Origin of the sequence: Pseudomonas sp. NPDC047961 (genome assembly GCF_050272435.1) — a bacterium.
GTDB lineage: Bacteria > Pseudomonadota > Gammaproteobacteria > Pseudomonadales > Pseudomonadaceae > Stutzerimonas.
This window is the reverse complement of the sequence record NZ_JBNNMD010000005.1, coordinates 241,499-255,585: the sequence shown is the minus strand read 5'-3', so window position 1 is coordinate 255,585 and position 14,087 is coordinate 241,499. Positions and strand designations below refer to the sequence as shown.

The window sequence follows — 14,087 nt, the reverse complement described above, 5'->3', positions numbered from 1 at the left end:
ATCATTGCCGATACAGTTCAAACACCCACCGAGCGGCCATGTTGCCTGTGCGTGGGACTGTCTGTAGTCGTTCGGGAGAACAGTGATGGTCTATAAAAAGCGTGTCGGTATCGTGATGTGTGCGCTGCTCGCGGCCGGAGCAGAACAGCTAGCCGCCAAGCCCAACCCTGCGGTTGATGCTTCGCTCAAAGCCGGTCGACCCTTTGTCGAAGGCGAGTTGCTGGTTCAATTCAAATCAGGTGCATCTGAAGCGGCAATGACGGCAGCGCTTACCAAGCGGAACGCAAAAGCGACCCAGAAACTGCTCGATAAGGCAGCGCGCAAGGATGCCAAGGGTGATCTGGTCCGGGCGCGGCTGGGTAAAGGCAAGAAGGTAGACGCCGCGTTGATCGCACAGCTGGCGGCTGATCCTGCGGTCGAATACGTCGAGCCCAACTGGATCTACAACACCCAACTGGCCAACCCCAATGACCCGGGCATCAACATGCTCTGGGGCATGCAGGGCGCCACGACGTCACCTGCTTCCCCGTATGGCAGCGGTGCGCTGGCGAGCTGGAACGCCGGCGCGCTGTGTTCCAACAAAGTTCACGTGGGCATCATCGACGAAGGTGTGATGACGACGCATGGCGATCTGCGCGCCAACGTCTGGGTCAACCCAGGCGAGGGCACTCGCGCCGACCGCAAGGACAATGACCGCAACGGTTTTGCCGACGACATCTACGGCTGGGACTTTGCCGCCAACAACGCCAGTGTGTACGACGGCCCGGCTGACGATCACGGTACGCATGTCGCCGGCACGGTCGGGGCCGTGGCGAACAATGGCGCCGGTGTGTTCGGTGTTTGCCCGAGCGCAAAGCTGATTTCCGCCAAGTTCCTCGGTGCCAATGGCGGTACTACAGCGGGAGCCGTCAAGGCCATCAACTACCTGACGCAACTGAAGCTGGCGAAGAAGATCAACCTGGTCGCCACCAACAACTCATGGGGCGGTGGCGGATACTCGCAGGCGCTGTATGACGCCATTCAGGCGGCTGGCAACGCAAACATTTTGTTCATCGCAGCTGCGGGCAACAGTGGGCTGAATATCGATAGCACGCCGAGCTACCCAGCCAGCTACAACCTGCCAAACGTAATTTCGGTGGGTGCGATCGACCAGAACGGCCGTCGCGCGGGCTTCTCGAACTATGGCGTGAACAACGTCCATATCGCCGCGCCGGGCGTCGACATCGTTTCGACGGTGCCGACTTCAACTGGCGCGGCCGGCTTCGCCTACATGAGCGGCACCTCCATGGCGGCGCCTCACGTGACCGGTGCGGCGGCGCTGTATGCCTCGCTGAACCCCTGTGCCAGCAGCGCGCAGATCCGCGAGGCGCTGCTGCGCACCGCGGTGATCGACCCGCAGCTCACCGGGGCGGTACAGCAGAACCGCCGGCTCGATGTTTCGAAAATCCGCGCTGAACTGAACTGCAGCGCACCGTAAGACGCACGCTGAGCACCCGCGTGGTGGGTGCTCAGCTGGCCATGGCGGTATTGCTGTTCGCCGCCATCGGAGCCTTGGCCGCTGGCTTGTCCGTTCCATAACCCTGCGGGTTGCGGCTCTGCCAGTGCCAGGCGTCGGTCAGCATTACCAGCAGGTCACGCTCCGCTTTCCAGCCCAGATCGTCACTGGCCTTGCTCGGATCCGACCAGCACTGCGCGGCGTCACCCGGTCGGCGCGCCTTGAACACATGGGGGAGTGGTCTGCCGATCACTTCTTCAAACGCGGTGATCATCTGGCGTACCGAGTAGCCCCGGCCGGTGCCGAGGTTCCACGTGGAAACACCATGAACCAGGTCGAGGCGCTCCAGTGCCTTGAGGTGCCCCTTGGCCAGATCCACCACGTGAATGTAATCCCGCACTCCCGTGCCGTCCGGCGTCGGGTAGTCCGCTCCGTATACGTTCAATTGCTTACGACGGCCCACCGCTACCTGCAGCATGTAGGGCAGCAGGTTATTGGGGATGCCGTTGGGGTCTTCGCCGATAAGGCCAGACTCGTGAGCGCCAATCGGATTGAAGTAGCGCAGCAGTGCAATCGACCAGCGCGGGTCGGATTCGGCCAGCCCTTTCAGCACGTTCTCCGCCATCAACTTGGATTGGCCGTAGGGGTTGGTTGGAATGCCGGTGGGGCAGTTCTCGGTGATCGGCATCTTGGGTGAGTCGCCGTAGACAGTCGCCGATGAGCTGAACACCAACTTGAAGACGCCGGCTTCGGCCATGGCCTGACACAACGCGATGCTGCCGCTGACGTTGGTTTCGTAATAGCGCAGCGGTTCGCGCACGCTTTCACCGACCGCCTTGAGACCGGCAAAGTGCAGCACCGCCGTGATGGGGTAAGAGGCAAACAGCGCCTTGAGCAGCGAGCGGTTTCGCACGTCACCCTTGATGAACTGCAGCGTACGGCCAGCCAAATGCTCCACGCGATCCAGTGCCACTTTCGAACTGTTGCTGAGGTCGTCCAACACCAGCACTTCATGGCCAGCCAGCAGGAGCTCAAGCACCGCATGGGACCCGATATAACCAGCACCACCCGTGACGAGAATCATGTCTCTACCTCATGAACCGAATTATCTGACGCACACGGGAGCGCACGGCTGACCGTATGAGCGCGGCCGCTGCAAGCATCTCCAGGGTTGAGTCGGCGAATCGGGCGGTACTGACTGCAGGAAGCACACAGCACCGATGCCGGGGTGAAACAGGCGTCCTGTGATAGGGACGGGGGAAGGTGTGAGCAAGTTCCAACGAAACGGCAGTCACCCGATGACCGACCTCTGCAGTAGGGCATCGGGAACCTTGGCTCATCAGCTGTCGTCCATAGCCGGCGGACAGCGCTCGCGGATTGGTCGTTTCTGCCACCGAGCGCCATCAGGTTTTGCTTTGCGCGGGCTGCGCAGGCCTATGCGATGCGGCAGAAGGGACTCTGGAGGGCATTGCCACCCTTTACGAGGTTTCCATGAGCTGGGCCGGCCCCTACCAATACGAAATTGGCAAATCCCCCAATAAACAAGCGACGCCACCTGAAGTCATCTTCGATGAACTGGTGCCGACCTTGTTGTGTCTTTCCCATTTGCGCTGGAGCTTCGTCTATCAGCGCCCGCAGCACCTGATGTCGCGCTTCGCCCGTGACTTCAACGTGCTGTTTGCCGAAGAGCCGATCCCGACCGAAGACGCCCAGCCCTGGCTGGAGGTACGGCCCGAGGAAAATGGTGTCCAGGTACTGATTCCGCGTCTGCCACAGGGTTGCGAGGGCGAGGCGGCGCTGCGCGTGCAGCGCGATCTGCTCGACGGCTATCTGGAAAAGCTCGGCGTCAATGAGCTGATGCTCTGGTACTACACGCCGATGGCGCTCGGTTATGCCGGCCACCTGAAGCCCAAGCTCACCGTCTACGACTGCATGGACGAACTCTCGGCATTCCGTGGCGCACCGCCGGAGCTGGTGCAACGCGAGCGTGAGTTGCTCGAGCGCGCTGATCTGGTCTTCACGGGTGGCTACAGCATCTGGGAAGCCAAGCGCGAACTGCACGACAACGTATTCGCCTTTCCCAGCAGCGTCGACGTGGCGCACTTCGCCGAGGCCAGGCGGACTCAGGCCGACCCCGACGACCAGGCCGAGATCCCTCATCCACGGCTGGGCTTCTACGGCGTGATTGACGAGCGTTTCGATATCGAACTGGTGGCCGACATGGCGGAAAAACGCCCTGACTGGCAGTTCGTGCTGGTTGGGCCAGTGGTCAAGATCGATCCGGCGGAGCTGCCGCAGCGCGACAACATCCACTACCTGGGCGGTAAGACGTACGACGAGTTGCCCAAATACCTGGCCGGCTGGGACGTGGCCATCATGCCGTTCGCGATGAACGAGTCGACCCGTTTTATCAGCCCGACCAAGACTCCTGAATACCTGGCCGGCGGCCGGCCCGTGGTGTCCACGCCGATCAAGGACGTGGTGCGCACCTATGGCGACACCCAGATCGTCTACATCGCTGATACACCCGATGCGTTCATCGCGTCCGTGGAAAAGGCACTGGCCGATACTGAAGACCGCGACCGTTTGTTGAAGACCGCTGACGAAATTCTCGGCGACATGTCCTGGGACCACACCTGGGCGCTGATGAAGGAGAAGATGCAATGCGCGAAGTGAGCCTGCGAGACAGCAATCCCGACTACGCAGGCGGCGGGGCCAGCGACGGCTCATCCCATGGCCGCCGCGGCTTCGACTACCTGATCGTCGGCGCCGGTTTCGCCGGCAGCGTGCTGGCCGAGCGCCTGGCTGCCGGGCTCAACAAGCGCGTGCTGGTGGTCGACCGGCGGCCCCATGTCGGCGGCAATGCCTACGATCACTACGACGAAGCCGGCGTATTGATCCACCGCTACGGCCCGCACATCTTCCACACCAACGCTCAGCGCATCGTCGACTACCTGTCGCGGTTCACCGAGTGGCGGCCTTACGAGCATCGTGTATTGGCGCAGGTGGATGGTCAGGAAGTGCCGATCCCGATCAACATGACCACACTGAACAAGCTCTACGGTCTGAACATGACCACCGAACAGGAAGCGGCGGACTTCCTCGCCAGTCGCGCCGAGCCGGTGGAAGACATCCAGACCAGCGAGGACGTGGTGATCAACGGAATCGGCCGTGAGCTGTACCAGAAGTTCTTCCGCGGCTACACCCGCAAGCAGTGGGGGCTGGACCCGTCGCAGCTGGACAAATCGGTCACCTCGCGCATCCCGACGCGAACCAATACTGACGACCGCTACTTCACCGACACCTTCCAGCAGATGCCCAAGCATGGCTACACCAAAATGTTCGAGAAAATGCTCGCGCACCCGAATATCAAAGTCATGATCAACACCGACTACCGCGAGATCCGCGACGAGGTGCAGTACGACCACCTGATCTTCTGCGGGCCCATCGACGAGTATTTCGACTACCGCTTCGGCAAGCTGCCCTATCGTTCGCTGAAGTTCGAGCACAAGCAGCTCGACCAGGAGCAGTTCCAGGCCGTCGGTACGGTCAACTACCCGAGTGAAGACGTGCCCTACACGCGCATCAGCGAGTACAAGCACCTGACCGGGCAGGTCCACCCGAAGACCAGCATCACCTACGAATACCCGTCGGCGGAGGGCGATCCTTACTACCCCATTCCGCGGCCGGAGAATGCCGAGCTGTACAAGCGCTACCAGAAGCTCGCGGACGAGACGCCCGGCGTGACCTTCGTCGGCCGCCTCGGCACCTACAAGTACTACAACATGGATCAGGTAGTCGGGCAGGCGCTGGCGCTGTACAAGCGCATCGAAGAGGCCGAGCGTGGCCCAGCGGCGGGCGAGAGCGCGGCGCACGGTCAGTCCCTGGCCGAACAGGGCTCCTGAGAGAGGCACTCGGATGCATCAGCCAAGCGTGTTTCAGAGCTTCTTTATGGGCGGCTTCGAATGCTCGAATCACCGCCGCAGCGATGGCCGACGCCTCGACCTGCTTGCCGCCACCGGGCATGACCGCTGGGCCGCCCATGATTACGCAGTGCTGCATCGACACGGCTTGCACACCGTGCGGGACGGCCTGCGCTGGCACCTGATCGAGACGTCACCGGGCCGCTACGACTGGTCGAGCTTTCTGCCAATGCTGCAGGCGGCCCGGCGCCAGGGCACCCAGGTGATCTGGGATCTGTGCCACTACGGCTGGCCGGACGACATCGACATCTGGCGACCGCAGTTCGTCGAGCGCTTCGCCCGCTATGCGGCCGCGGCTGCGCAGTTGATCAAAGACGAGACCGATACGGTGCCGTTCTACGCGCCGTTGAACGAGATCTCGTTCTGGGCCTGGGCTGGCGGCGACGAGGCCTACTTCAACCCCATGGCACGCGGCCGTGGCTTTGAACTCAAGCATCAGCTGGTGCGCGCCACCATCGCCGCGATGCAGGCGATCCGCGAGGTTGAACCGCGGGCGCGTTTTATCCAGGTCGAACCGGCCATTCACGTCGTCGCGCCGAATGATCGGCCCGGCCCGCAGCGCGAGGCCGAGCGCTACCGCCAATCGCAGTTCGAGGCCTGGGACATGCTCTGCGGCGAACTCTGGCCGGGCCTCGGCGGCGCCCCGGAATACCTTGATCTGCTCGGCGTGAACTATTACCCCGACAACCAGTGGTATCACGGCGCAGGTAATACCATCGGCCGGGACAGCCCAGACTATCGTCCTTTCAAAGGCATCCTCAGCGAGATCGCGCAGCGCTACAAGCGCCCCATCGTGATCGCCGAAACCGGCGCCGAAGGCGATGTGCGCGGCGACTGGCTGCGCTACGTCAGCGAGCAAGCCGGCCTGGCGATGCAGCGTGGCGTGCCGGTGGAAGGGATCTGCCTGTACCCGGTGGTGGATTACCCGGGCTGGACCGACGACCGTCACTGCCCGGTGGGGCTGTTGGGCTTCCCGGACGAAGCCGGAAACCGCCGTGTGCATGAGGGGCTGGCCGATGAGCTGCGGCTGCAGCAGGCGCGCTTTAGCCACTCGAGTCCGGTTTCGAACATCGCTGAAGCCTTTTCATGAACGCCCCGGCACTGCGCAAACCGCCCCTGGTGCCGCTCCTGCCGGATCGGCCGGTCGCCTTCTTGTGGCACTACGTTTGCGCGCGGCCCTGGCATTTCGGCGGCTTGCTGCTGCTGATCGTCGGTGCGGCGACCTGCGCGGTAGCGGTGCAGTACGGCATGAAGCTGCTGGTCGACGCCATGGCGCAGGGCAGCTCCAACCGGGGCGCCGCCGATGTGTGGTTTCCGCTGGGGCTGTTCATCGGCCTGATCGTCATTGAAAACGTGTTCTGGCGTCTCGGCGGCTGGCTCGGCTGCCGAACAGTCGTCGCCAGCATGGTGGATATCCGGGTTGACCTGTTCAAACACCTGACCGGTCACCCCATGCGCTATTTCACCGAGCATTTCGCCGGTTCGCTGGGCAATCGGATCTCGGCGCTGGGCCAGGCAGCAGGGGCGATCTACGGCGGTCTGGTCTGGAAGATCGTGCCGCCCATCGTCGACTTCATCGGGGCGGTGGTGGTGCTGCTGACCGTCGATTGGCGCATGGCGGTTGCGCTGATCCTGTTCGTGGCCATCGTCGCGGTACTGATCACCGGGTTCGGTATTCGGGGCCGCGCCAAGCATCAACGCTTCGCCGCGCAATCGGCGCGGGTTGGCGGCGAGCTGGTCGATGCGGTGTCCAACGTCTGGACCATCAAGGCGTTTTCCGCACGCGACCGTGAAGCGGAGCGCCTGGCCAACGAGATCGGCTACGAAGCCAAGGCCCAGCGACGCAGCTGGATGTATCTGGAAAAGGCCCGCGTTATCCACGACATCTGCCTGTCGCTGATGGCCGGGGGCATGCTGGTCTGGGCAATCACTTTATGGGTGGACGGCTCGGTGACCGCTGGCGACGTGGTGCTGGTCAGCGCGCTGACCTTCCGTATCCTGCATGGCTCGCGTGATCTGGCCTTGGCGCTGGTGGACACCACGCAGCAGATTGGTGCCATCGACGACACCCTGCGCATCATCGTCCAGCCGCACGGCCTTGAAGACTCCGAAACCCTGCTGTTGCTGGCTGAAGGGGACATCACCTTCGAGGACATCAGCTTCGGCTATCCGAAGCGCGGCATGATCTTTGAGCATCTCAATCTGCATATCCCGGCTGGGCAGAAGGTCGGCGTGGTCGGGCCGTCCGGGGCGGGCAAGTCGACCCTCATTCAGTTGCTGCAACGCCTGGACGACGTACAGGCCGGGCGCATCCTGATCGACGGTCAGGATGTCCGCTCCGTCAGCCAGAACAGCCTGCGCGAGAAGATCGCGGTGGTGCCGCAGGAGACCGCGCTGTTCAACCGGACGATTCGCGAGAACATCCGCTACGGGCGCCCTGACGCGACCGATGGCGAAGTGGAGGAAGCGGCCCGCCAGGCCTTCTGCGATGCGTTCATCCGCGAGCTTCCGCAGGGCTACGACACCCTGGTCGGCGAGCGCGGTGTGCTGCTCTCCGGTGGCCAGCGTCAGCGTCTGGGTATCGCTCGGGCGTTCCTCAAGGATGCACCGATACTGATTCTCGACGAGGCGACTTCAGCGCTGGATACCCAGTCGGAAGGAGAGATCCAGGCGGCGCTGAACAATCTGGTACACAACCGCACCGTGGTCGCGGTCGCCCATCGGCTGTCGACGCTGGCGAGCTTCGATCGGATCATCGTGCTGCGCAACGGGCTGATTATCGAAGACGGCGCACCGATGGAGCTGCGCAGCCGCGGCGGTGCTTTCGAGGCGCTTTGGCGAATGCAGGCCGAGGGCTTCAAACACGAGCCCGATCCGGCGGTATGAAGCGAGTCGCGGTGAATTCGAGCAGCCTGCGCGCCTTGGGTTACGACCCGGACGAGCAGGCGCTGGAGGTCGAGTTTCATAACGGCTCGCTGTATCGCTACGAGCAGGTGCCCGCCGACGTGGTGCAGGCGCTGCTGGAGGCTGATTCCCTCGGGCGGTATTTCAATCAGGTGTTCAAGGCGCAGCAGTATCCCTATCGGCGTATCGATTAACCTGCGCTGCGTGTTGCCACTCGGGCTACGAGTGGAAGCGGATCGCGAGCAAGCTCGCTCCTACAGACGCACGAAGCCTACTGCCGGTGGGTTGCAGAGTTGTAGGGTGGGCTTCAGCCCACCAACTTGGGCCGAGCGTTCCGGTGGGCTGAAGCCCACCCTACGGCTGTACGTCGATCAACACGGGTAAGCTGCCGCGCGGATAACCTTCGAGTTATCCAGGTAGTGGGTGCTGAGATTCGCCGGCCGCCATCGGCGGATCGACCGCTCCGCTGAACTTCCGAGGCCCTTCGCGGGCCTCAATGAACAGGACGCATCATTACCGAGCGGAGGCTCCTCAGACCAGAAGGGGATTTATTCATGTCGGATCATCACACGTACAAGAAGATTGAAATCGTCGGTTCTTCGCGCAATAGCGTCGATGAAGCGATTCAGAACGGTATCGCCGAGGCCAGCAGCAAACTGCAGAACGTCGAGTGGTTCGAAGTCGGCGAGATCCGCGGCCATGTCGAAAACGGCAAGGTCGGCCATTTCCAGGTCACCATGAAGGTCGGCTTCCGTCTCGCGGACAGCTGATCTGCAGTCCAGGCGGCCCGGCAGCGGCTATCCAGCCAGCTGCCTGGGAGGCCGGCTCGCCTCGCCGTGTCAGGCGTGGTCCGTCGGCGCCTCGCCGCGGCTGCGTTCGTAACGTCGTAGCAATGGCTGAGTGCTCAAGCCGTGCAGGACGATGCTCAACACCACCACTGAAATCACCAGTGAGATGATCGCTTCGGCCTCTTCCGGCAACAGGCCGTGGGTGACCGCGTAGCTCAGGTAGTACAAGCTGCCGATGCCTCGGATGCCGAACCAGCCGACGGTCAGGCGTTGGGTACGGTCCAGGTAGCGGCTTGGCATCAGCAGCCACACGCTCAACGGCCGGATCACCACGAACAGCGCCAGCGCCAGAGGCACCGCACGCCAGTCCCAGTGCACCGAGACCAACACACCAAGAATCGTCACCAATAGCACTTCCAGGCTGCGCTCCAGCTGGCCGCCAAAGGTCAGGATGTCACCCACCATCACACCTGCGGCGACCTTGGGTTCGGCGATTTTCTCGTTTTCCAGCGGCAGTTCTCGCGGGCTCAGGCCGCCTTCAGCCAAGTGCGGTACAGCGTGGGCGATCAGCTCCTCGGATGGCGTATCTGATTCCTCTGCTGCGTCCTTCTCGGCATGGCGCAACCCCAGGCCGGCCGCGAATACCGCGAGGAACCCCCAGGCGCCGATCAGCTCGGCGCCGACGTAAGCCAGTGCGATCAGCGCAAGCGCCAGTGAATCGTTCGGCGACATGGATGTATCGGCGTGGCGGGCGCGCAGAAAGATCGCCAGCTTGCCGATAAGCCTGCCGAGCAGATAACCAAACCCCAGGCCAGCCGGTACGGCCCAAACCAGCCGATGCAGCGCCCACTCGCTCACCCAGCCGCTAGCCAGGGTTTCCTGCTCGATTAACAGCAGGCCGAACACGACGAACGGAAAGGCGGTGCCATCGTTGAAGCCGGCTTCGCCGGACAGGCCGTAGCGGACGTGATCGCTGTCGCGGGAATTGTTTACCTGTACCAGGCTGGCGAGCACCGGATCGGTGGGGGCGAGGATGGCGCCGATCAGCACCGAGAGACCCCAGCTGAGCCCGAGCAGGTAATGGCAGAGCGCGGCGACGCCCGCGATGCACGCGAGCATCACCGGGCCTGCGAGTATGTACGCGCTTCGCCATGCCTGGTGATGCAGCGGCATGCGCAGTTTGAGGCCGCTGACGAACAGTGACACCAGCACCGCGATCTCGGTGAGGTGCTCCATCCAGCTGGCGATGTGCATGAACTCCATCTCCCACAAACCGACGCCGAGCTGGCCGATGAGCAGGCCGAAGCCAAGGTAGATCAGTGACGTGGTGATAGGCAGCCAGCGCAGGTAGGCCGATGCCAGGGCGAGGATCAACAGCAGGATGCCGAGCACGGCCATCCATTCGAGAAAATTCATTCAGTCTTCCGCAAACAAGCGTGACGCGCCGAAGTACGCATGGGCTGCTGTTTTGATCGGCGCGATTGGATGGGGTTCAGCCGCGATCGCCTTGCCGGCCTCGTAGAAGGCTTGCGAGCCACCCGCACGGGCCGGTTGTCGAGTGGCGGCCCTTTCACAGGTTGCGCTGGTGCGACGGGGCGCTAGGTGTCGCCCCGATGCCTTTTGCTGATCAACGTAGCTCGGCGAGGATTTCGAAGGCGCGGTGGCGGTCGGCGGTTTCGTAAAGGTCGCAGGTGAAGATCAGCTCGTCAGCCTGAGTTTGCTCGAGCAAGACGTCCAGACGAGCGCGGATCTTTTCCGGACCACCAATCAGGGCCATGCCGAGGAAGCTGCCGACGGCCTCCTGCTCGTGGGGCAGCCATTTGCCCTGCATGCTCGTCACCGGCGGCACCAGCACCAGGCTTTGGCCGCGGATCAGCGCGAGGATGCGCTGATAGGCGGTGGTCGCCAGGTACTCGGCTTGCTCGTCGGTGTCGGCCGCCATCAGCGGCACGCCGAGCATGACGTACGGCTTGTCCAGCACCTCGGAGGGGCGGAAGTTCTCGCGGTACAGACGAATCGCGTCGTGCATATAACGCGGCGCGAAATGCGAAGCGAAGGCGTAGGGCAGGCCTTTGGCAGCAGCCAGCTGAGCGCTGAACAGGCTCGAGCCGAGCAGCCAGATCGGGACATTGCTGCCCATGCCAGGCATGGCGATGACGCGTTGGTTGGGCTGGCGCGGACCAAGCAGCAGCTGCAGTTCTTCCAAGTCCGCAGGGAAGTCATCGGCGCTGCCCATGCGGTCGCGGCGCAAGGCATGGGCGGTGAACTGATCGGCGCCCGGTGCGCGTCCCAGGCCCAGCTCGATCCGCCCCGGGTAGAGCGCCTCCAGCGTGCCGAACTGTTCAGCCACCACCAGCGGCGCGTGGTTGGGCAGCATCACGCCGCCCGCGCCCAAGCGAATCCGCGAGGTGCCGGATGCCAGATAACCGATCAGCACCGAGGTGGCGGCGCTGGCGATGCCGTCCATGTTGTGGTGCTCGGCAACCCAGAAGCGCTCGAAGCCAAGCTTCTCGACATGCTGCGCCAGGGCCAACGAGTTGCGCAGGGCCAGGCCGGCGTCGCCGTCATCGCGGATTGGCGCCAGGTCCAGGGTGGAGAAACGGGTGTGTTCGATACGGGACATCGTCTACCTCTTTGCTGACGGCTGCTCAGTAGCAGTGCTCGGCCTCGGCGCGCGCCAGGACGTTGTAGTCTTCGTCGCGCAGCCAGCCTTGTGGGGTGAAGCCCAGCGAGCGGGCCTGGAATAGGTAACGCCGGCCGGGCTGGAAATCGTCGTAGTTGATCACCATGGTGCAGCGCAGGTATTGGGTGTCGCCAAAATCGCCAAAGCCGCCACTGCTGATTTCGAATTCGTAGCGCGCTTCGAGTTCATGCGCACCGGGGCTGACCTGGAAATAGCGCCCATCGGGTGTGCGCTCACCGTCCAGCTGGTCGGACATGAAAATGTCGCTGGGTTGAGCGGTCAGCTCGACCCAGGCCATGTTCGGGTCGGGTGCGGGCAGGGGGCCGGCACAGCCGGTCAGGCCGAGCGCCAGCAATGGAGCGAATAACAGACGCATGGTGATTCCTCCTGATAACCGCAGGATCAGCGTCTGCTGTCGCGGTCAGCCAATGAGCCTGAGCCAGATAGTGCTCTTTTTCAACGACTGCACCGCAACAGAACGGTTCACAACACAACGCTAGCGGGTAGCGACCCCGCCGCAGCCACGCTCAGTGGCTTTGGCCAGCACGCGGTCATGCTGGTCGTAAAGTTTGGCCCAGGGGCGGAAGCCGTAGCCGCCAGCCTCCAGCCGATAGCGGGCCCCGGCATTGAAGCTGTCATAGCTCAGGGTCAGGCGGCAGTCGCGTGCCAGCGCTTCGCTGTCGCGACCTACGTCGGCCGGGCCGACTTCGAAGCGATAGCGCATGCCCAACTGATGACTGCCCGGCTCGACCTGAAAATAGCGACTGTCGTCGAGCGGCTTGTCATCGACCGCCACGGCCACCAGTTCGGTCTCCCCGTGCGGTGCGAGGTCGACCCAGGCCTGGTTCGGGTCCGGTTTGGGCATCCACATGGCGCAACCGCCCAGACTGGATAGCGCAAGAGCAAGCATCAGGATTCGCATGGAACTGGGTCTCCGATCGGTGTCGGCCTGGCTGTTTGGCACCGGCGTGTTCGGTGTTTGGGTGGACTTCGTTGTAGGCTCCGTGCATCGCCCCGTGGGGCATTCAGCCGGTAAGCGTTTGTTCATGTCGAAGTCGAAAATCGCCGCAGTCGACAACCGCAAGCGGCGTTGGGTTCCCCTGCTGATGGCGGTTGGTCTGAGCGGTTGCAGCAGTTACTACGGGCAACTGGCGGTCGGCCAGCTCGAATTGCTGCGGCAGCGTGAGCCCATTGCAGCGATCATCGACAACCCGCAAAGCGATCCGCTGTTGCGCCAACGACTGACCCTGGCCCTGCAGGCCAGAGGCTTCGCCAGCCGTGCCTTGGCACTTCCGGACAATCGGAGTTATCGGGTCTACGCCGAGCTCCAGCGGCCTTATGTGATGTGGAATCTGTTCGTTGCTGAGGAGTTTTCCGTGGCGCAGCAGACCCAGTGCTTTCCGATAGCCGGTTGTGTGGGCTATCGCGGCTACTACCAACAGGGCCGCGCCCGCGGCGCTGCGGCACTGTTGCAAGCCGAGGGCTACGACACGTTGGTGGCCGGCGTGCCGGCTTATTCGACCCTGGGCTGGTTCGACGATCCGCTGCTCAGCTCGATGCTGCGCTGGGACGACGATCGGCTGGCCGGGCTGGTTTTCCACGAGTTGGCGCATCAGCGGCTGTATGTCACTGACGATACGGCGTTCAACGAATCCTACGCCTCATTTGTCGAGCGGGAAGGGCTGCGGCAGTGGCGCGCCAGTCATGGGCTGCCGCCGTCCAGCGAGGCGCTGCGCGATCAATACGCCGACCTCAGCCGGCTGGCGCTGGCGACTCGCGAGCGCTTGGCTGCGCTCTATGCATCCGGTTTGAGCGAACCGGAGATGCGTGCTGCCAAGGCCGCCGAATTCATGCGCATGCGACAGGCCTATCGGAGGCTGAGAGACGGGCCGTGGAACGGCGATGGTCGCTTCGATCGCTGGATGGCTCAGCCACTGAACAATGCCAGCCTGGTTCCCTTCGGCCTCTACGATCAATGGGTGTCTGCCTTCGCTGCGTTATTCGAGCAGGTCGGCGGTGATTGGCCGCGTTTTCATGCCCAAGTCGCTGCCTTGGGCCGACTGCCCGCCGACGAGCGGAAGCGTCAGTTGGAAGCTCTTCGCTGAGACGCCTTGCCGCTTCGCTTGAACGCCGATGCGGCAAGGTTTCGGGACCAATTGCGCTTCGCTGCATCTGATCATGTTCGAAGGGGTTGGCTGCTGCCGCTTGTCGACTCTTTGCATGTTCGCTTCACG

Annotated in this window: 13 protein-coding genes; 8 read left to right on the top strand and 5 right to left on the bottom strand. The window is 63.1% G+C overall.

Translation table 11 applies throughout. From position 1 onward, the window contains the following. Positions 1–85 precede the first annotated feature (85 nt). Entirely contained in the window at positions 86–1,477 is a 1,392-nt protein-coding gene (locus tag ACQKIK_RS17680) for a S8 family serine peptidase (protein WP_499136906.1), read from the top strand. 31 nt (positions 1,478–1,508) lie between these two features. Here the strand turns inward: ACQKIK_RS17680 and galE are convergent, their stop codons facing one another. Next, positions 1,509–2,579 (bottom strand): UDP-glucose 4-epimerase GalE, encoded by a 1,071-nt coding sequence (gene galE, locus ACQKIK_RS17675; protein ID WP_499136905.1) that lies wholly within the window; start codon positions 2,577–2,579, stop codon positions 1,509–1,511. Positions 2,580–2,986: 407 nt separating this feature from the next. Here galE and ACQKIK_RS17670 point away from each other — a divergent pair, with 407 nt between their 5' ends. The 6 genes from ACQKIK_RS17670 to ACQKIK_RS17645 all read left to right on the top strand — a co-directional run bounded on the left by ACQKIK_RS17670 (position 2,987) and on the right by ACQKIK_RS17645 (position 9,152). Beyond that, the gene (locus tag ACQKIK_RS17670) at positions 2,987–4,171 is read left to right on the top strand and encodes a glycosyltransferase family 1 protein (RefSeq protein ID WP_499136904.1); all 1,185 of its coding nucleotides are present in this window, start codon (positions 2,987–2,989) and stop codon (positions 4,169–4,171) included. Beyond that, positions 4,159–5,400 carry a UDP-galactopyranose mutase gene (gene glf, locus ACQKIK_RS17665; protein ID WP_499136903.1) on the top strand — a complete coding sequence of 414 codons (1,242 nt, stop codon included), beginning with the start codon at positions 4,159–4,161 and terminating at the stop codon, positions 5,398–5,400. Before ACQKIK_RS17670 ends, glf begins: the two co-directional genes overlap by 13 nt. A gap of 13 nt (positions 5,401–5,413) precedes the next feature. Continuing rightward, positions 5,414–6,568: a glycoside hydrolase family 1 protein gene (locus ACQKIK_RS17660; RefSeq protein WP_499136902.1), complete on the top strand. Its 1,155-nt coding sequence runs from the start codon at positions 5,414–5,416 to the stop codon at positions 6,566–6,568. Next, positions 6,565–8,364, top strand: coding sequence for an ABC transporter ATP-binding protein (locus tag ACQKIK_RS17655; protein WP_499136901.1), 1,800 nt, complete (start codon positions 6,565–6,567; stop codon positions 8,362–8,364). The genes ACQKIK_RS17660 and ACQKIK_RS17655 overlap by 4 nt, the downstream gene beginning before the upstream one ends. Continuing rightward, entirely contained in the window at positions 8,361–8,576 is a 216-nt protein-coding gene (locus tag ACQKIK_RS17650; RefSeq protein WP_241529759.1) for a KTSC domain-containing protein, read from the top strand. The genes ACQKIK_RS17655 and ACQKIK_RS17650 overlap by 4 nt, the downstream gene beginning before the upstream one ends. A gap of 360 nt (positions 8,577–8,936) precedes the next feature. Beyond that, positions 8,937–9,152 (top strand): dodecin, encoded by a 216-nt coding sequence (locus ACQKIK_RS17645; RefSeq protein ID WP_045422835.1) that lies wholly within the window; start codon positions 8,937–8,939, stop codon positions 9,150–9,152. A gap of 69 nt (positions 9,153–9,221) precedes the next feature. Here ACQKIK_RS17645 and ACQKIK_RS17640 read toward each other — a convergent pair whose 3' ends face one another. The 4 genes from ACQKIK_RS17640 to ACQKIK_RS17625 all read right to left on the bottom strand — a co-directional run bounded on the left by ACQKIK_RS17640 (position 9,222) and on the right by ACQKIK_RS17625 (position 12,775). Beyond that, entirely contained in the window at positions 9,222–10,586 is a 1,365-nt protein-coding gene (locus tag ACQKIK_RS17640; RefSeq protein WP_499136899.1) for a cation:proton antiporter, read from the bottom strand. 211 nt (positions 10,587–10,797) lie between these two features. After that, positions 10,798–11,793, bottom strand: coding sequence for an LLM class flavin-dependent oxidoreductase (locus tag ACQKIK_RS17635; RefSeq protein WP_499136898.1), 996 nt, complete (start codon positions 11,791–11,793; stop codon positions 10,798–10,800). Positions 11,794–11,818: 25 nt separating this feature from the next. Next, positions 11,819–12,229, bottom strand: a complete 411-nt coding sequence (locus ACQKIK_RS17630; RefSeq protein ID WP_463288097.1) for a PA0061/PA0062 family lipoprotein — start codon at positions 12,227–12,229, stop codon at positions 11,819–11,821. Positions 12,230–12,349: 120 nt separating this feature from the next. Further along, entirely contained in the window at positions 12,350–12,775 is a 426-nt protein-coding gene (locus ACQKIK_RS17625) for a PA0061/PA0062 family lipoprotein (RefSeq protein ID WP_046163419.1), read from the bottom strand. Between the two features lie 124 nt (positions 12,776–12,899). On the opposite strand from ACQKIK_RS17625, the gene ACQKIK_RS17620 reads away from it, so the two are divergent. Next, positions 12,900–13,958, top strand: a complete 1,059-nt coding sequence (locus ACQKIK_RS17620) for an aminopeptidase (RefSeq protein WP_499137035.1) — start codon at positions 12,900–12,902, stop codon at positions 13,956–13,958. The last annotated feature ends 129 nt before the right edge of the window (positions 13,959–14,087 follow it).